Here is a 17,976-nt window from a genome sequence, read left to right as displayed (position 1 = left end):
GGTGTCGCAGGCTCCGGCGGCCGGCCGGCCGGCTGCGGCTCCGGCTCCGGCAGACAAGCCCAAAGTCAGCTTGTGGCCCGGGGACGATGACACGACCGGTGTGCGGTCGGCCGGCATGTTCCCGTCCGCCGCACGCAGCAGCAGCGAACCCGCGGTCGATGACTACGAGTACGACGAATACGACGACGAGGAACGCAACAGCCCGAGGTCTTCCAGGTTGCTGGTGGGCGGGCTGCTCGCCGTCTTGCTGGTGATCGCGATCGTGGTGGCGGTGAGCCAGCTGAATCTGTTCCGCGGCGGCCCCGTCGCCGGCGGCTCACAGGGCGGAAACGAAACCGCGGCCGCGTCCGGCCCCGCAGAGACCGGTGCGGCAGAAGAAACGTCGGCTCCGGCCGATGAAGTCGTCGTGCCGGTCATCGCCGGTCTCACCCGCCAGGTTCCGGACTTGCCGGAACTCGACGTGGAGAACGACGGCAAACTGCCCGAAGCCATCGACGGCAACCCCGCCACTTACTGGGCAAGTTACCAGTACGCGTCGGACCAGTTCGGCGGCTACGCCGGAAACATGGCGCTGGTTGTCGAGCTGGAAGAGTCCTCAAGCATCAGCTCGGTAGTGTTGACCCAACTGAGCGGCACCGGAGGGAACTTCTCCGTGCTCCTGAACGATGAACCGACGCTGGACGGCGCCGACCAGGTCGCGCAGGGAAGCTTCACGGCACAGAAGACCACTATTCCGGTGCCTGAACAGGACGGCGCGGCGCCCAAAGCGCAGTACGTCCTGATCAACTTCACGCAGTTGCCGAGGCTGTCCAACCCCATGGGCGGCATGCCCTTCGGCATCCGCATGGCCGAGATCGAAGTCTCCTAGCCCGTCCAGGAGCGGCTGCTCAATAACCTCCCCGGAATAAGCCGGGGGCACCGGCCGTTGAGACAAGTGCCGGGCTAACCGCTCCTTTGGGGTGGCCGGCCCTTAGGGTTACATCAACATCAGAGGAAGAGGTTCGCAGGCAGTGAGCACAGATACCACACCGTCCGTCCGCGACGTCATCATCGTTGGGTCCGGTCCGGCCGGCTACACGGCAGCTGTTTACACCGCGCGTGCCAATCTCAAGCCACTGCTCATCGCCAGCTCCGTAGAGGCAGGCGGCGAGCTGATGAACACCACCGACGTGGAAAACTACCCCGGGTTCCCTGACGGCATCCTGGGTCCCGAGCTGATGGAGAACTTCCAGAAGCAGGCCGAGCGCTTCGGCACCGAGATCCTGTTTGAAGACGTCACGAGCCTTGAACTGGAAGGTCCGGTCAAGAAGGTCACCATCGGCTCCGGCGAAACCTTCCTGGCCCGGTCCGTGATTATCTCCACCGGTTCCGCTTACCGGGAACTGGGGCTGCCCGACGAAAAGCGCCTGGCCGGCCACGGCGTCAGCTGGTGCGCAACCTGTGACGGTTTCTTCTTCAAGGGCCAGAACATCGCCGTCATCGGCGGCGGCGACTCCGCGATGGAAGAGGCCCTCTTCCTGACCAAGTTCGCGGAGTCTGTCACGGTGGTCCACCGGCGGGACACCCTGCGTGCCTCTAAGATCATGCAGGACCGTGCCCTGGCCCACGAGAAGATCAAGTTCGTGTGGAACTCGGAAGTCGTCGGGCTTGAAGGCGACACCAAGGTCAGCGCGCTGAAGCTCAAGAACACGGTCGACGGTTCCGAGTCGGTGCTGCCGGTAACCGGCGTGTTTGTCGCCATCGGCAACGATCCCCGGGTCTCCCTGGTCAAGGACCAGCTGGAACTGACGCCCGAGGGCACGATCGCCGTCGAGGGCCGGTCGTCCCGCACCTCCCTGCCGGGCGTCTTCGCTGCCGGCGACGTTATTGACCCCACCTACCGCCAGGCCATCACCGCCTCGGGCAGCGGCTGTGCGGCTGCCATCGATGTGGAACACTATCTCGCTGAGCGCGCAGACACCTTGGCCGACGTCGCCGAACCCGCAACAGTCTGAACCGGTTGTAAAAGGAGAAAAGCATGAGCAACGCAAAAGATGTCACTGACGCTACTTTCGACGCGGATGTCCTGCAGTCCGCCAAGCCCGTGATCGTCGATTTCTGGGCGGAGTGGTGCGGTCCCTGCCGCATGCTGTCGCCGATTCTCGATGACATCGCTGCTGAGCATTCCGACAAGGTAGAGGTCGTCAAGCTCAACGTGGACGACAACCCGGCCACCGCAGCCCAGTACGGTATCACCTCCATCCCAGCCGTCTATGTCTTCAAGGACGGCGCGGTGGCCGCGACATCCATCGGCGCCAAGCCGAAGCAGGTCATTGAGCAGGAATTCGCAGAATTCCTTAACTAGCCAGATGGAAAACGACGCTGCAGACCAGAGCCTGCGCCGTTCAGACAATAGTCGACGCGTAGTAGCCCTTCGTGAAGGGCTACTACGCGCTGGCATTTCCATGGCCTATTTAGCGCCGGATCAAGTAAACAACCCCACCGTCTTTGATGACCATGTAGATGCGGCCGTACGCACCTTCCAGCAGGCCCGGGGGTTGATGGTTGACGGCGTGGTCGGTCAGGAGACCGAACGAGCCCTGGCGGAGGCACAGTTCAAGCTCGGGGACCGTCCGCTGATATTCACGCTGTACGCGTCGCCTCTTCGTGGCGACGACGTCACCGAGCTCCAGCGCCAATTGTCGTTCCTCGGCTTCTACTACGGTCACATCGATGGCGAGTATGGGGAGCGGACCTACCACGCGGTCCGCGAGCTGCAGCTGAATCTGGGGCTCGAACCTTCCGGCGTCGCGGATCAACAGTTGACTGCCTCGATGGAGCGCATTAATAGGACGATCAGTCCGAGCCAGGCGTTCTCGCTCCGGGATTACGAACGGCTCAACCAAGCCTCTGCGGCACTGCGTGGCCGGACTATCACCCTCGCTCCCGGCGCCGGCGCAGCGCACTGGGCAGACAGCCCCGACGTTGCCTCCGGCAGTCGTCTGACCGAAAAACTCGTCGCCGGCGACGTCGCCAGCCGCGTAAAGAAGATCCTGACCGAGCTCGGTGCCAGCGTGGAAATCGTTGACAAGCCAACGGATGGCGGTGGTTTAGACCGGACTTTGCTTATCAAAAGGTCTTCTCCGAGCTTGAGCGTTGCCCTCCACTGTGACTGGTTGCCGCAAGAGGCAGCCAACGGCGTCAGCGCCTTTTTTTGGGGCCGTCCTGAATCAGGTGAAGTGCGTTCTCCCATTGGGCACCGCGCCGGCGAACTTATCCTGAAGGAGATCGTGGCCCGCACAGGGTCTACCAACCTGGGTATCCACGGTCGCAGCTGGGATATCCTGCGCCTGCCCAGCACCCCCTCGGTGCAGCTGGACCTCGGTTATTTGAGCAGCCCGTTCGACTCCCGCCGGCTCGCTGATCCTATTTACCGGCAGGTCTTGGCTGATTCTATTGTCATCGCCATCCAGCGGCTTTATCTGCTGGAAGAGGACGACGAGCCGACAGGCACCTTGGCTCTCGACGACGTTCTCCGCTTCAATCCAGGTACCTGACTCCCGCGCGGCTCAGTCTCTTGTTTCACCTGGAACAGCGGCGGCAGGTTTTCATTGTCGGGCGTTTCACGTGAAACGAAACGTACCGCTTACCGCTTCCTCGTCCCGGCTCCCCGCTGCACCCGGGGGGATCCAGAGGCATTTGCCTCCGACGGACCGGGAAGCACGAAAATGTGGGTACTTCCACAGCTACTGGATATCCGTCTGGCACTATCGTTCTTGTTGCACTCAGAAGTGGATAGTCGCCGTGGGCGATTCGCTGTCGTCCTTGCTCCTCCGTAGGTGCCTGGCTGCGAATACGCGGGTACTGGAAGCCTGTGACCGAAGTTCGCCTCTCCCCCGCTATCGGCCTGTCGACTGTAAGAACCGGTTGCCGTTTCCCCCAAGCCCGGACTGTCCTCCTCGGATTCCGCCTGTCCTGCGTCAAACAAAGCATCCTGAATGCCGCGCAGGACGGACCCGCGGCCCACGTGGTTCCACGTGAAACCTCCAGCAAGGGCCAATTCGGTGTCTAAAGCGGTCAGTGACGTCCCTGTCAACGCACGCCGCTCCCCGTCGTGCCTTTGCGGAAGCTGGGATCGCGACTGCACGCCTTTCCAAGGCTGGTGCTCTTAAGTGCTTCGACATGCGACAGGGATCGGCGTCCGAGGCCTCTCCAGTGCCGCCTCACATCTTCCTCCTCTCGCATGGAGGGCGAGAACGCTCGACCTCGCCCGTGGTGAAAGGACTCGCGCAACTATTATCATCCGAATTAGCGCGATAACGGCTCTGCATGTGAGGCAGCGTCCAGGCCATACGGTTCCATTGGGAGGATCCCGGGGCTAGCCCCTTCGTGCCGCCCCGCCGGGATAAGGCCCCATCACTCAAGGAAGACAAGCTGGAGTGCGATCGCTTCATCCACTGCGTGCGGTGTGCACGCTCAATCTCCTGTCCGTCCAACTATGCAGCACATCCACGCGACCGTAGTTCCGTCGCTGAGACGACCAGCGTCCACGCTCTAGCGCTCGGGACAGCCGAGCCCTGCGCCAGGTTCGAGTGCGCTGACCGTCTTTTGGCGAGCGTTCTTGGGTTTCATGCGGAACTCCGCCCCGCCGTCGGGCCTGGATCATTGATGCTTAGGGCCTCCCACATGGCCGAACCCAGCGCGGTTAGTTCCACGTGAAACATAGTTCGTTCCACGTGAAACATATGGGGTCGCTTTGCGGGCCAAACGATGCTGCGCACAAGAATCGATTGTCTGCTGGCCAGTCCGACCAGCGCTATTGCGCTGGCCGACGCCCTGCGCGCGCCTCGACATTTGGGATAGGGAAGCAACAGAACGGGTCATCGCTCCCGACCCTTTCGATAAGAGCAGTGGGAGAGCCATGTCTGCCCCTCCCACCTGGTTGCCCGTAGCTACGGTCACGGACTAGAGCCGATACCCTCCGGAATTTGCTTCCCGTCCAACGGCTGCTTGGCAAAGGAAAGATGCTGCTAGCGCGGCGGCTGCTGTCGTCGTGCACGTGAAATGCAGTGCTCGGAAGGGGCTCGTGGCCAAGTTTTGCTCCAGAGAGCAACTGGCGACGACCGACGCCTCGCTAGTCCACTTTCCGGTTCTGCTCTGCCGCTCCCGTGTTTCACGTGAAACACGCTTTTTCTCCTTTGGGTTTGGTGTTACGGTGCCAGCCCTCCCCTACAGTTAGACCTAAGTTCCCGCGACTACGCGGAGTATACATGCCCCCGAAAGGACTGGGCTGCGGTCCGGGCGACAGTTGGACAAACGGCGCGTATGGGATTTTTCCACTGCCCCCGCCACGTCGTACGCCGAGGATAAGATCCCAACTACTGCCCAGGTTTCACGTGAAACATTTCGCGCGCATAACCCAGCATCCACCGCCCTTGCTGCTGCTCTACTTCCATCAGCACATTCGGAAAGAGCATTTGCCCAATTGCCACCATTGAACACTCCTGCGAAACGGGGCTAAAGCGTCATCTCCAACACAGGAGGCCGCTGCTCACCGCCGGCAAAGTACGACATGAGGGTTCAGTGGGGGTGAGGCTCATATCAAGAACTTATGCCTCAAGCGCGGCGCACCAATCTCGGATGCTAGTTGTCCAGATGACACAATTGCCAGGTGCCTGAAGGGCGGGGCTGGGCGGGCCAGTCATGATCCAGCGCCTGCAGCGGAGTTTCACGTGAAACTAACCTCTCCCTTGCTCGGCTGAGCCTGCTCACCTTCTTGTTGCTCGGAGAAGTCGGATGTCGGCGTCGCCCTCCGGGGGAAGAGACAGAGCCTGGCCGGTGGGGCTTAGCCCCAAGAATGGCGACGTTGACGTGCGAGCCAGGACTACACCTGCTCGTCCCGAACACGCTTTCCGAGGACGAACCCGTGCGGCCTACCGATTCTGCAATCTCACCTATCGTCCCGTGCCGTAGCAGCCAGGATTTGATGTGCGTATCTCATACTCCTGGCGTTTGGGATGTCGCTTCCAGCCATCCCCAAACCTACTATGCGGCAGGTGCAAATGCGCGGGGCAGTGGCTACTACGCACCTGGCGCTTCCTTCACCTTTTGCAGGTCGAGAATGCCACGTGCCGTTGCTCCCGGGCGCCGGAGTTGCACGTGAAACACCTAGTAACAGACCCGGCTTGCTAGCGCCACGTCGACGAGCTAGCAGAACGCGCCAAACAGACGTCGAAGTCGGAAACAGACTTCACGCAAGAGCGCTGGTCCCGATCCCTAATGGGAAGAGTGGAACCGACACTCCCCTACCCCTTCCCACACTCCGCACTGGGTGCAGATGCAAAAAGTTCATGCGAGACCGGAACTCGACTGTGGGTTCTACAAGCTAGGACAATAGGCTTGCTTAAGCGATGTGCACCAAGCATGTCAGCGGACCCGAACCAACCCGGAGTTGCACCTCAGGGCAAAGCAATGGGCTCCGTCCTTGTGGAACGGAGCCCATTGTTCACGTGGAACGAAGGCTATGGCGTCGCCGGGTTCAGCACGTCCATGATGCGGTTCAAGTCATCAACACTGGCGAACTCGATGCTTACGCGGCCCTTCTTGGCACCCAAGGTGATCTTAACGCTGGTGTCCAGGCGGTCCGACAGGGAACTAGCCAGATAGTCTAACCGCTCGTGCCGAGCTCCCTCACGGGGCTTGCTTTCGCGTTTGGGCCGTCGCACGCCGTCGCTCAGGGAAACGATTTCCTCGGTCGCCCGAACGGAAAGGCCCTCGGCGACAATCTTTTGCGCCAGCTTCTCCATTTCTCCAGGATCGTTGAGTCCCAGGAGGGCGCGCGCATGGCCAGCGCTCAACACGCCGGCCGCGACCCGCCGCTGAACCAGCGGAGGGAGCTTCATCAACCGTAAAGTGTTGGAGACCTGCGGCCTTGACCGACCGATCCGATCCGCAAGCTCATCATGCGTGCAACCGAAATCATCAAGCAACTGCTGATAGGCCGCAGCCTCTTCCAGCGGATTCAGCTGGCTGCGGTGCAGGTTCTCCAGCAGGGCGTCCCGTAACAGGTCATCGTCGGAGGTTGACCTGATGATCGCCGGAATCGTTTCCAGGCCGGCAGCCTTGGTGGCCCGCCAGCGGCGTTCGCCCATGACCAACTCGTACTGTGCGCCGCCATCATCGGAAGGTCGCACAACGATCGGCTGGAGGACGCCGATCTCACGGATCGAATGCACCAGCTCCGCCATGTCTTCCTCATCGAAGACGGTGCGAGGCTGTTTGCGGTTTGGCTGGATCGCAGTAACGAGGACTTCGGCAAAAGTGGCACCGGGAACCTCGACTAGGTCGGCCCCCGACGTTTCACGTGGAACTGAAACTTCGGTAGGAGCCGAGGGAGCTCCGGCGCTACCCCTGCCAACCGGTTCGGCCGAGTCCTTGGCGGAAGCGTGCGATTCGCCGGCAGCGCCATTGCCATTCGCTCGGGAAGAATCGTCCTTCACAGACTTCTTTGCCGCCGGCTTCTTGCTGCCAGTAGTCGCAAGCTTTCGCGGGGCCCGCAACACTTCGGCTACCTGCGCGGCGCTCGATCCGGTTACGGTCTCGGAGTCAGTCGTCGTGAGGACGGCGGCGTCCCCTTCTTCCCTCCGACTGGAAGCGGGAAAGAAAACGTCTACGGGTCGCTGAGTCCGACGTTTGGCGGAGGCTTCCTGCCCCTCGGTGGACTCGGTCTCCGCTGGGGCCGGAGCACTGGGTATCAATGCGCCCAGGCCTCTTCCCAAGCCGCGACGTTTTTCACTCATCTGGACCCTCTTCCGTCATGCGCCGAGCTAGCATGCACATGCTCGCTTAAGGCGTAATTCTACCGTTGCAGTACGCCTTCACAGTTACTTGCCGCGCTCGGCGATTTCGGCTGCGGCCTCCTGATAGGAAAGGGCCCCGCTGGACGACGGATCATAGGTGATCACTGTCTGCTGGTAACTCGGAGCCTCCGAGATGCGGACCGAGCGCGGTACGACCGCACTTAAAACCTCGTTCGGGAAATGTTCCCGGACTTCTGCTGCAACCTGAGCTGCGAGGTTTGTTCGTCCGTCGTACATCGTCAGCAGGATCGTAGAAACAACCAATCCAGCGTTGAGGTGCTTCTGAATCATCTCGATGTTCTTGAGGAGCTGGCTCAGCCCCTCCAAGGCGTAGTACTCGCACTGGATGGGAATCAGTACCTCTTGGGCGGCGACGAAAGCGTTAACTGTTAGTAGGCCCAGGCTGGGCGGGCAGTCGATAAAGACGTAATCCAGCCGGGGCAGTCCTGCCGTCTCACGTTCCTGCGCGTAAACCTCGATGGCTCGGCGCAGGCGCTGTTCACGGGCCACCAACGACACCAATTCGATCTCGGCCCCGGCCAGGTGAATCGTGGCGGGTGCGACGACGAGGTGGGCTATATCGGGGCATTGTGCGATCACGTCCCCGAGCGGCATATCGTTGATCAGCACGTCGTAGATACTGTCGACGTCAGCGTGGTGCTCGACCCCGAGCGCTGTTGACGCGTTCCCCTGCGGGTCGATATCGATGACCAGGACGTTCAGGCCGGCCGTAGCAAGGGCAGCAGCGATATTGACCGTTGTCGTGGTCTTGCCGACCCCACCCTTTTGGTTGCTGACCGTCAACACCCTGGTCTGGGCGGGCCTGGGAAGCTCCTTGGCCTTCAGCCTCTCACGCCGGCGGTTTTCGCTCGCCAATTCCTGCGCGAGCGGTGTGCTTTCGTCAATCGAATCCATAACGTTTGAAACCGTAGCCTCTATCTTCATGTTGGAGTTGGCTATCTCAGCCTCGTTCCCAGGGGAAGTTTCACGTGAAACAGGACCGCTAGGGGGGACGAGCGCAACCATGTTCGGTTGTTCAGCCACTCCGCGGTGCGACGACTCTTCGGCTTTGGTCCCGGTGAAACCCGACACCGTGTTGTTGATCGCCACTTGGATTCCGCCCGCTTTCACTGTCCGCCACCGACCTCTCCTAGCCTATCGTTGCGCGGCCGGATTCACGGGGCGCTGCATGGGTGTGTGGGGGAACAGGTCAAGCATCAACACGGATGCGGACTACCGTCGTCGGCTCTTCCAAGAGATCGTCCCCGACGGTCAAGACCTCTGTTTCTCGGCCACCGAGCTTCCTGATGACCTTTTCGGCCTTCTGAACCTCGTCAGCTGCGCTGCGGCCCTTGATTGCCAGCATTTCGCCCGTGCCATGCAGCAGTGGAATTGAGAGGCGGGCGAGCTTGTCGAGTGCCGACACCGCTCGAGACGTCACGACGTCAGCTGTGACGTCGTCCCCCGCCAGCTCTGCCCGCGTCCGCAGCACCGCGACGTTGTCCAGCGCGAGATCCTCTATGACTTCGTTGAGCCAGGCAACCCTTCGTTCCAACGGCTCGATCAGGGTCAAACGCAAGTCCGGTCGCGCCAACGCGAACGTCAGTCCTGGCAGGCCGGCCCCGCTTCCGACATCCGCGACCGCGGCGTCGCGCCGTATCAGGTGTGCGACGACGGCGCAGTTGAGGACGTGCCGGTTCCACAATCTCGGGACTTCCCGGGGGCCCAGCAAACCCCGTTCGATGCCTGAGGTGGCCAAATGCGCAACGTATCGCTCCGCCAGGCCCAGGCGTTCACCGAAAACCGTGTGGGCAGCCCTGGACTCTGCCACAGTCATTTCAACTACCGACATACCTCTGCCTATCAGACCATTCCGCCGGACAAGATCAGGACTCCACCGACACCACGATGTGGCGGTTGGATCCTTCGCCCTCGGATTCGCTGATCAGGCCGAGCTCGGCAACCGCGTCATGGACGATCTTGCGCTCGTACGCGCTCATCGGCTCGAGCGCTACATCGCGGCCCGACTCCTTGGCTTCGGCGACGGCGTCTTCAGCGATCTTCTGTAGTTCTTCGCTGCGTCCTTCGCGGTAGCCAGTGATGTCCAAAACAAGGCGGGAACGGTTGCCGGTCGTCGTGAGAACCGACAACCGGGCCAGCTCCTGCAAGGCTTCGAGGACTTCGCCATCCGGTCCCACGAGCGCCTTGAGCGCGTCGTTGTCTTCCTCTTCGGAGACGATCGAGATGTAGGTGCGGCCGTTGCGGACCTCGATGTCGATGTCCCCATCGATATCGGCGATGTCGAGCAGCTCTTCCAGGTAGTCCGCAGCTACGTCTCCTTCTTCTTCCAGACGTTTGGCAGAATTCGAAACAGCTTCCTCCTGCTGTTCGTCCGCTGCAGCCTCTTCGTCGGGAAGTTCTTCAGTCACTTCGGATACGCTTTCGCTGCTCATTTTTTCTTCCTGTTCTTCCGCTGTGGCTGCTGGCGCTGGCCTTTCACCTCTGCCGGGGAATCGGCCGCCGGCGCCTCGGTCTTCCGCTCGCCCAGCAGCGGTACCATCGGCAGGCCCTTCTTTGCACGGCGTTCTGCCAGTTCGCGGGCAGCCTGCGAACCCGGAGTGGGCATGCGCCGGATCACGAAGAACTGCTGTGCCATGGTCCACACGTTGGTAGTTGTCCAGTAAATCAGCACACCGATGGGGAAGTTGATGCCGCCGATGCCGAACACGAGAGGCAGGATGTAGAGCATCATCTGCTGCTGCTTCATGAACGGTGACTGCATTGCTTCGGCGGACATGTTCTTCGCCATGATCTGCTTCTGCGTGATGAACTGCGAGGCAGTCATCGCCAAAATCATGATGATCGACAGGATGACCACGGCGACCTGCTGCTCGCCCCCGCCCCCGTGCAGGAGGGATGCGGAAAGCGGCGCACCGAAAATGGACGAGTCGTCGAACTGACGGATGAGTTCGGGCGACAAAGCGCCAATCCCCTCGCCGTTCTCGCTGGCGCGCGAAGCGTTGTTCAGCACGCTGAACAGCGCGAAGAAGAACGGCATCTGCACCAGCATCGGCAGGCAGGCCGAGAACGGGTTGGTGCCGTGCTTTTTGTACAGCGCCATCTGCTCCTGCGTCATGGCCTGACGCGACAGCTGGTCGGTCTTTCCCTTGTACTTCTGCTGCAGCTTCCGGAGGTCGGGCTGCAGTGCCTGCATCCCCCGCTGGGCCTTGATCTGCTTGACGAAGACCGGAATGAGGGCCGCGCGGATCACCAGCACCAGCCCGATGATTGAGAACGTCCACGTCCAGCCGTTGGCCGGGTCCATCCCAAGCCAGGAGAAGCCGGCGTGGAAGGCCCACAGGATCCCGGAGACGACCCACGTGAACGGGGTCAGGATGGTGTTTAAGAAGTCCATTACTGATTTGCTCCTCGGGCCGCGCCGCGGCCTTCATCGTCGGCCGGAATGAATGGGTGGTTAAGCTCCACGATCCGGGGGATTCTGGAAGGGTTCTCCTGCAGCCACAGGTTGAAGGATACAGACGCCGGAACATGATCCACGCCGCCGGGGTTCCATGGGTGGCATCGGAGCAGGCGGCGGGCGGCCAGCCAGCTGCCCTTGGCAGCGCCGTGGACCGTCACTGCTTCCAATGCGTACGCGGAACAGGACGGGAAGAAACGGCAAACCTGGCCGTACAGGGGCGAAACGAGTTTGCGGTACACGCGCAGCACGCCGATCAGCGCATACTGCAGGGGACTCGTGGTCCTCCTGGGCACGGCGGCATGGGCGGGAACCGGTACGGCACGGGCACTCATTCGGCTCTCCCCTTCTCTCCGTGCGCAGCTTCCGTCGTTGCGGTGCGCGTTAAGGTCAACTTGCCGAGGGCGGCCTTGAGAGCCTTCCGGTAATCCAGTTCCAAAGCGTTGAAGTCTGCGTCGGCAGCTGCCGGAAGGGCCCGCACAACCACGGTGATCCCTCGGGAATACCCATTCTCCCTTAAGCCGGCTGCTGCCAGTTCCCGCAGTCTCCTTTTAACGCGGTTGCGCATGACGGCGTTCCCGACGGCCTTCGAGACGATAAAGCCGAAAGATGCCGGTCGGGCCGGGTCTGCTGCCGCCGCATATAACACTAAGTTCCGGCGCCCTGAGCGGGCGCCGGAACGTACAGTTGTTGAGAAGTCCGCCGAGGTGCGCATCCGGTGCTGGCTGGGAAGCATGTGCTACCCAGCCCGCCGAAACACGCCGCTGCGGGAACTGAACCTCACAGCCGGGTCGACAAACTGGCTATTTAGGCCGACAGTTCGGTGCGGCCCTTGCTGCGGCGTGCGGCCAGAATGGCGCGGCCGGCGCGAGTGCGCATGCGAAGGCGGAAGCCGTGCTTCTTGGCACGACGGCGGTTATTCGGCTGAAAAGTCCGCTTGCTCACGGTGGTTACTCCAAGACGATCGACAGATGCGGTTGGACCCATTGCAACAAGGGGGAAGAACAGGTCGGCGCTCTATATGGGGTCTATTCCATTGCCAGGGCGTTGGACGCACAAGGACAACAAAGTAGACATGAAGGACTAGTCAACGTTAGGCGATGCCGGCGAGTACCGTCAAACCGGCCTTCTCCGCACCCGGGCGTTTCCGTGGATAACCCCTGTGGACAACTCCACGCCAAAGCCGCTTTGAGCGGCCGGAGCGCCTCTCGAAAGCGACGTCCACAGGGGCCTGCATCCCAACTGTCGTCCAGCAGATTCATGCTCTACTCTTGGCAGGAGCCCCTTATCCACCGTCTGTGAATAAGTCTGTGGATTTCGGGCTGGCTGTCGGCAAATGCCGAAGCATGCTGAGCATTTCTGAGGGGTACTACGTGGACACGGACCAGATAAATGACGTCGGAAGTTCCTGGCGCAAAGTGGTCCGGACGCTGGAACAGGACGATCGTGTCTCCCCCCGGCAGCGCGGCTTCATCGTGTTGGCGCAGGCCAAGGGCCTCATCGGCACAACCCTGCTGGTGGCCGTGCCCAACGAACTGACACGCGAAGTCTTCCAGTCGCAACAGCTCAAAGACCCTCTGCACGACGCCCTGTTCGAAGTCTTCAAGGACGACATCCTCTGCGCTTTCAGCGTCGACACGGATATGGCTCCGCAGGCGGAACCGGAACCTGAACAGGAGCCCCGCCCGGCCCCGGCGGTCGTGCGCAGCGAGTCACTTCCCCAGCCGGCGGCGCAAGCCGCTTCCCCTGAACTGGGCAGGCTCAACCCGAAATACATTTTTGACACCTTCGTCATCGGTTCATCCAACCGCTTTGCCCACGCGGCGGCCGTCGCGGTGGCCGAAGCGCCGGCCAAGGCGTACAACCCGCTATTCATCTATGGCGACTCGGGCCTGGGAAAAACCCACCTGCTGCACGCCATCGGGCACTATGCGCGCCATCTCTACAACAGCATCCGCGTCCGGTACGTGAATTCGGAAGAGTTCACGAACGATTTCATCAACTCCATCCGCGACGATGAGGGCGCCAGCTTCAAGCAGCTGTACCGCAACGTCGACATCCTGCTGATCGACGACATCCAGTTCCTGGCCAACAAGGACGCGACGCAGGAGGAGTTCTTCCATACCTTCAACGCCCTCCACAACCACAGCAAGCAAGTGGTCATCACTTCCGACCTGCCGCCGAAACAGCTCTCCGGCTTCGAGGAGCGCATGCGGTCCCGGTTCGAGTGGGGACTGCTGACCGATATCCAGCCGCCGGAGCTGGAGACCCGTATTGCGATTCTGCGCAAGAAGGCCATCAGCGAGGGGCTGTCCGTCCCCGACGAGGTCCTCGAGTACATCGCCTCGAAGATTTCCACCAACATCCGTGAGCTCGAGGGCGCGCTCATCCGCGTCACCGCGTTCGCCAGCCTGAACCAGCAGGCAGTGGACATGGGTCTCGCCGAGATAGTCCTGAAAGACCTGATCACCGACGAAGGGGCACAGGAGATCACATCGGCCACGATCCTTGGCCAGACCGCCGCGTACTTCAAGCTCAGCATGGAGGAGCTGACCAGCAAGTCCCGGACCAGGACGCTGGTAACTGCGCGCCAGATTGCCATGTACTTGTGCCGTGAACTGACCGACATGTCCCTGCCGAAGATCGGCCAGGAACTCGGCGGCCGCGACCACACGACCGTCATCCACGCCGACCGGAAGATCCGTGAGTTGATGGCCGAGCGTCGAGCCATCTACAACCAGGTCACGGAGCTGACCAACCGCATCAAGCAGCAACAGCGCGAAAGCTAGCTTCCCGGGCGGCTGCGGCCGAGGCTGCGGCTGCGGCGGCCCCCGCCCGGAACTACACCGGTGAAATTAACAGGTGTGGATAAGGTTGTGGATTCTTAAGTGGACAACCCGAGTCCTTAAGAGGAAAAGTGCCCTGTCCCCTGTGGACGCCCGAAATTACAAGGATCTGCATCCACAGGCTGCCAGTGCTTGCGACGACCGCCCTGCACATCTTGTGAACACCCAACTTCGGCTCAGGCGCAGGCCGTACCGAGGTTTTCCACAGTATCCACAGCAGTTATTAACACTACGAATCCCATTTATTGATGTTCTTCCAAATAACATTTGACCCTGTTCCGGTTCCCACGCATCGTGCCCAATCGGCCGAACAGGACCTCTGCGCACTCTCGGTGCGCAATGACGGTTGCTGCGGCTAAGCTTGCACAGAGAATCGTTGCCATCTGCTTCAACCTGGTGTTCGCAGTCCCATTCGCTGCACCCCGGCCAGACGCAGGCGGTCTTCCCCGGCATGTTCGTTGTGAAAGGTGGCTTACTTCAGTGAAGTTCAGAGTTGATCGGGATGTTCTGGCGGAAGCCGTGACATGGACAGCCCGTTCCCTGTCACCACGCCCGCCTGTCCCCGTTCTGTCGGGCCTGCTCATCCGGGCCGAAGGCGGCATGGTGAGCCTTGCCAGCTTCGACTACGAGATTTCCGCCCGTCTCCAGATCCCGGCGGACGTCACTGAAGAAGGCACCATCCTGGTCTCCGGACGCCTCTTGGCAGACATCTGCCGAAGCTTGCCGTCGGCGCCTGTCGACATCGAAACCGACGGTTCGAAGGTTGCCCTCACCTGCCGCAACAGCCGGTTCAACCTCGCCACCATGCCCGAGGGCGATTATCCGGAACTCCCTGCGCTGCCGGAAGTCAGCGGGGTCGTGGACGGCGAAGCATTCGCCCAGGCTGTCAGCCAGGTCATCATTGCGGCCAGCCGCGATGACACCCTGCCCATCCTGACCGGCGTCCGGATGGAAATCGAAGACGACCTGATTACTCTGCTCTCCACCGACCGCTACCGCCTGGCCCTCCGGGAGCTGTCCTGGCGTCCGGCCACACCGGGCATTTCCACGAGCGCGCTGGTCAAAGCCAAGACTTTGAGCGAAGTAGCCAAGACGTTGGGTGGTTCCGGCGACCTGAACATCGCGCTTTCGGACAATAGCGAACTGATCGGTTTCGAAAGCGGCGGACGCCGCACGACGTCGCTCCTGGTGGACGGTGACTATCCCAAGATCCGCTCACTGTTCCCGGACAACACCCCGATCCATGCGACAGTCGAAACGACCACACTGATCGAAGCCGTCCGCCGCGTGTCGCTCGTGGCCGAGCGCAACACCCCGGTCCGGTTGGCCTTCACCGACGGCCTCCTGACCTTGGACGCGGGAACCGGCGAAGACGCCCAAGCGTCGGAGGCGATCGAAGCGTCGCTCTCCGGGGATGAAATCACCGTCGCCTTCAACCCGCACTACCTGTCCGAAGGCTTGAGCGCCTTTGACAGCAAGTACGTCCGGTTTTCCTTTACCACGCCGCCGAAGCCTGCGGTCATATCCGCCCAGGACGACCTTGAGGGCGACGACAAGGAAGACTACCGGTACCTGCTCATGCCGGTGAGGTTGCCCAACCAGTAATACCCGCCGACCCATGGACGAGAGGAAAGAGTGACTCGGATGCACATCGGACTGATCGGCTTGGGCCGGATGGGTTTCAACATGCGGCAGCGTCTTCGGGACGGCGGCATCGAGGTAACCGGCTATGACCGGAACCCGGAGGTCAGTGACACCGGGACCGTTGACGAAATGATCCGGGCCTTGCCGGTTCCGCGCACCGTGTGGGTCATGGTGCCCGCCGGCGAGGTCACCGACACGGTCATCACAGAGCTGGCCGGCAAGCTCTCCGCCGGAGACGTGGTGATCGACGGCGGCAACTCGAAGTTCACCGAAGACCAAAAGCACGAAGCCCTCCTGGCCAAAGGCGGGATAGGTTTCATTGATGTCGGCGTGTCCGGCGGCGTCTGGGGCCTGGCGAACGGTTATGGCCTGATGGCCGGCGGAAGCGCCGACCTTATCCAGGCAGCGATGCCGGTCTTCGACGCGTTGCGGCCGGAGGGCCCCCGGGAGGAAAGCTTCGCCCACGTGGGCGACGTCGGCGCCGGCCACTACGCCAAAATGGTGCACAACGGGATCGAATACGGGCTGATGCAGGCGTACGCCGAAGGGTACGAACTGCTGGAAGCCAAGGACATTATCAAGGATGTTCCGGGGACTTTCCGGGCCTGGCAAAAGGGGACGGTGGTCCGCTCCTGGCTGCTGGACCTGATGGTGAAGGCCCTCGACGAGGACCCGGGATTGAGCCAGGTCAGCGGTTACGTCGAGGATTCCGGTGAAGGCCGGTGGACTGTCGAGGAGGCGATCGGACACGGTGTCCCGGCCCCGGCCATCACCGCCGCGCTGTTCGCACGGTTCGCGTCGCGCCAAGACGACGCGCCCGCCATGAAGATGGTGGCCGCCCTCCGTAACCAGTTTGGCGGCCACGCAGTCAGAAAGCCTGCACAAGACCAGGCCGGCCGCCGCAACGAGTCGAAGTAGCTGTAACGCATTGTTTGTTGAATACCTGTCCCTGACCGATTTCCGCACCTACCCGCAGCTCGACATCGCCCTGAAGCCCGGCATTACGGTGTTTGTCGGAGCCAACGGGGTCGGCAAGACCAACATCGTCGAGGCCATCGGCTACCTCGCGTCGCTCTCGTCGCACCGGGTCAGCAATGACGCACCCCTCATCCGCTTCGACCAACCGCGTTCGTTGGTGCGGGCACGGGTGGACCGGGGCGGGCGCAGCACCTCGCTGGAACTGGAAATCACCCCGGGCAAGGCCAACCGGGCCCGGATTAACCGCGCCAACCCTGTGCGCGCGCGGGAAATCCTCGGGCACCTGCGCACGGTGCTCTTCGCCCCCGAAGACCTCGCGCTGGTCAAAGGCGACCCGTCCAACCGGCGCCGCTTCCTCGATGAGCTGCTGGCCAGTTTGGTCCCGCACCATGCGGCCACCCGCAGCGATTTTGAACGCGTCCTCAAACAGCGCAATGCCCTGCTCAAATCGGCGCGCGCCAGCGGACGGTTTACCGCCGCCCATGAAGCTACCTTGGAGGTGTGGGACCAGCACATGGCACAGGCAGGGGCCGCCCTGCTGAAGGCCCGGCTGGAACTGGTGGACCTGCTGCAGCCGCACCTGGACGCGGCGTACGCCGCCCTTACCGATGGCTCCAAACATGCGGCCGCCGTCTACCGCTCCACCATCCACAGCCAGCTGTCGGATGACGGCGAGGTGGAGAACGACGGCGGGGCGGGCCTTCCCCCGCTGGCAAGCCTGGGAACGGCCGAACTGGCGGAACTCTACCTTGCCGCCTTCAAACAGCAGCGCAAGCGGGAAACGGAGCGGGGCATCTCGCTGGTGGGGCCGCATCGCGATGAGTTGGAGCTGCTGCTGGGACAGGCACCGGCCAAGGGCTACGCCTCGCACGGCGAAACCTGGTCTCTGGCGTTGGCCCTCCGGCTGGCCTCGTACTACGTCTTCTGCGACGACGACGCTACGCCCGGCGCGACTCCCGTCCTGATCCTGGACGATGTCTTCGCCGAACTGGACAACCAGCGCCGGTCAAAACTCGCGGGCATCGTGGCCGGCGCGGAGCAGGTGATCGTCACAGCCGCGGTGGCCGAAGACATCCCCGACGCGTTGGCGGGGGAACAGTTCATGGTAGTGCCGGGAGGCGTGGCCAATGGCCAGGAAACCGCCTGACCGGGCCCGGCCGCAGGAGCCGGCAGCGCCTGCGGGACGGCGGCC

At 62.0% G+C, this 17,976-nt stretch carries 15 protein-coding genes and 1 pseudogene; 8 read left to right on the top strand and 8 right to left on the bottom strand.

The window, feature by feature from the left end:
- The 4 genes and pseudogenes from AC5RUJ_RS02810 to AC5RUJ_RS02795 all read left to right on the top strand — a co-directional run.
- A pseudogene (locus AC5RUJ_RS02810) lies at window positions 1–868 on the top strand (hypothetical protein); the annotation flags it as partial.
- A 142-nt stretch (window positions 869–1,010) separates the two neighbouring features.
- Entirely contained in the window at window positions 1,011–1,994 is a 984-nt protein-coding gene (trxB, locus tag AC5RUJ_RS02805) for a thioredoxin-disulfide reductase (RefSeq protein ID WP_494001192.1), read from the top strand.
- A 23-nt stretch (window positions 1,995–2,017) separates the two neighbouring features.
- Window positions 2,018–2,344 (top strand): thioredoxin, encoded by a 327-nt coding sequence (trxA, locus tag AC5RUJ_RS02800; protein ID WP_493978232.1) that lies wholly within the window; start codon window positions 2,018–2,020, stop codon window positions 2,342–2,344.
- Window positions 2,345–2,348: 4 nt separating this feature from the next.
- Window positions 2,349–3,536, top strand: a complete 1,188-nt coding sequence (locus AC5RUJ_RS02795) for an N-acetylmuramoyl-L-alanine amidase (RefSeq protein WP_494128262.1) — start codon at window positions 2,349–2,351, stop codon at window positions 3,534–3,536.
- Window positions 3,537–6,500: 2,964 nt separating this feature from the next.
- Here AC5RUJ_RS02795 and AC5RUJ_RS02790 read toward each other — a convergent pair.
- The 8 genes from AC5RUJ_RS02790 to rpmH all read right to left on the bottom strand — a co-directional run bounded on the left by AC5RUJ_RS02790 (window position 6,501) and on the right by rpmH (window position 12,261).
- Window positions 6,501–7,778 (bottom strand): ParB/RepB/Spo0J family partition protein, encoded by a 1,278-nt coding sequence (locus AC5RUJ_RS02790; protein WP_494013443.1) that lies wholly within the window; start codon window positions 7,776–7,778, stop codon window positions 6,501–6,503.
- Between the two features lie 84 nt (window positions 7,779–7,862).
- The gene (locus AC5RUJ_RS02785; RefSeq protein WP_494013769.1) at window positions 7,863–8,864 is read right to left on the bottom strand and encodes a ParA family protein; all 1,002 of its coding nucleotides are present in this window, start codon (window positions 8,862–8,864) and stop codon (window positions 7,863–7,865) included.
- Window positions 8,865–9,048: 184 nt separating this feature from the next.
- Entirely contained in the window at window positions 9,049–9,690 is a 642-nt protein-coding gene (rsmG, locus tag AC5RUJ_RS02780; RefSeq protein ID WP_494013442.1) for a 16S rRNA (guanine(527)-N(7))-methyltransferase RsmG, read from the bottom strand.
- 34 nt (window positions 9,691–9,724) lie between these two features.
- Entirely contained in the window at window positions 9,725–10,291 is a 567-nt protein-coding gene (locus AC5RUJ_RS02775) for a Jag family protein (RefSeq protein WP_494013441.1), read from the bottom strand.
- Complete coding sequence (yidC, locus tag AC5RUJ_RS02770) at window positions 10,288–11,253, bottom strand: membrane protein insertase YidC (protein ID WP_494001197.1); 966 nt, start codon at window positions 11,251–11,253, stop codon at window positions 10,288–10,290. Before yidC ends, AC5RUJ_RS02775 begins: the two co-directional genes overlap by 4 nt.
- Window positions 11,253–11,651: a membrane protein insertion efficiency factor YidD gene (gene yidD, locus AC5RUJ_RS02765; protein WP_494013440.1), complete on the bottom strand. Its 399-nt coding sequence runs from the start codon at window positions 11,649–11,651 to the stop codon at window positions 11,253–11,255. Before yidD ends, yidC begins: the two co-directional genes overlap by 1 nt.
- Complete coding sequence (gene rnpA / locus AC5RUJ_RS02760; protein WP_494001199.1) at window positions 11,648–12,052, bottom strand: ribonuclease P protein component; 405 nt, start codon at window positions 12,050–12,052, stop codon at window positions 11,648–11,650. Before rnpA ends, yidD begins: the two co-directional genes overlap by 4 nt.
- A gap of 71 nt (window positions 12,053–12,123) precedes the next feature.
- Complete coding sequence (gene rpmH / locus AC5RUJ_RS02755) at window positions 12,124–12,261, bottom strand: 50S ribosomal protein L34 (protein WP_127513203.1); 138 nt, start codon at window positions 12,259–12,261, stop codon at window positions 12,124–12,126.
- 401 nt (window positions 12,262–12,662) lie between these two features.
- Here rpmH and dnaA point away from each other — a divergent pair, with 401 nt between their 5' ends.
- The 4 genes from dnaA to recF all read left to right on the top strand — a co-directional run bounded on the left by dnaA (window position 12,663) and on the right by recF (window position 17,931).
- Complete coding sequence (gene dnaA / locus AC5RUJ_RS02750) at window positions 12,663–14,105, top strand: chromosomal replication initiator protein DnaA (RefSeq protein ID WP_494001200.1); 1,443 nt, start codon at window positions 12,663–12,665, stop codon at window positions 14,103–14,105.
- A 537-nt stretch (window positions 14,106–14,642) separates the two neighbouring features.
- The gene (dnaN, locus tag AC5RUJ_RS02745) at window positions 14,643–15,767 is read left to right on the top strand and encodes a DNA polymerase III subunit beta (protein ID WP_494001329.1); all 1,125 of its coding nucleotides are present in this window, start codon (window positions 14,643–14,645) and stop codon (window positions 15,765–15,767) included.
- Window positions 15,768–15,797: 30 nt separating this feature from the next.
- Window positions 15,798–16,724 (top strand): phosphogluconate dehydrogenase (NAD(+)-dependent, decarboxylating), encoded by a 927-nt coding sequence (gnd, locus tag AC5RUJ_RS02740; RefSeq protein WP_494013439.1) that lies wholly within the window; start codon window positions 15,798–15,800, stop codon window positions 16,722–16,724.
- A 10-nt stretch (window positions 16,725–16,734) separates the two neighbouring features.
- Window positions 16,735–17,931 (top strand): DNA replication/repair protein RecF, encoded by a 1,197-nt coding sequence (gene recF / locus AC5RUJ_RS02735; RefSeq protein WP_494076891.1) that lies wholly within the window; start codon window positions 16,735–16,737, stop codon window positions 17,929–17,931.
- Window positions 17,932–17,976: the final 45 nt, after the last annotated feature.

This window comes from Arthrobacter sp. Y3223164 (genome assembly GCF_059091005.1).
Note: the sequence above shows the minus strand (reverse complement) of the source record. Positions and strands in the feature narration are given on the sequence as shown.

Coding starts and splice junctions, on each gene's coding strand:
- trxA (WP_493978232.1), top strand. CDS start 2,018: ATGAGCAACGCAAAAGATGTCACTGACGCTACTTTCGACGCGGATGTC.
- AC5RUJ_RS02795 (WP_494128262.1), top strand. CDS start 2,349: ATGGAAAACGACGCTGCAGACCAGAGCCTGCGCCGTTCAGACAATAGT.
- AC5RUJ_RS02790 (WP_494013443.1), bottom strand. CDS start 7,778: ATGAGTGAAAAACGTCGCGGCTTGGGAAGAGGCCTGGGCGCATTGATA.
- AC5RUJ_RS02785 (WP_494013769.1), bottom strand. CDS start 8,864: ATGGTTGCGCTCGTCCCCCCTAGCGGTCCTGTTTCACGTGAAACTTCC.
- rsmG (WP_494013442.1), bottom strand. CDS start 9,690: ATGTCGGTAGTTGAAATGACTGTGGCAGAGTCCAGGGCTGCCCACACG.
- AC5RUJ_RS02775 (WP_494013441.1), bottom strand. CDS start 10,291: ATGAGCAGCGAAAGCGTATCCGAAGTGACTGAAGAACTTCCCGACGAA.
- yidC (WP_494001197.1), bottom strand. CDS start 11,253: ATGGACTTCTTAAACACCATCCTGACCCCGTTCACGTGGGTCGTCTCC.
- yidD (WP_494013440.1), bottom strand. CDS start 11,651: ATGAGTGCCCGTGCCGTACCGGTTCCCGCCCATGCCGCCGTGCCCAGG.
- rnpA (WP_494001199.1), bottom strand. CDS start 12,052: ATGCTTCCCAGCCAGCACCGGATGCGCACCTCGGCGGACTTCTCAACA.
- dnaA (WP_494001200.1), top strand. CDS start 12,663: ATGCTGAGCATTTCTGAGGGGTACTACGTGGACACGGACCAGATAAAT.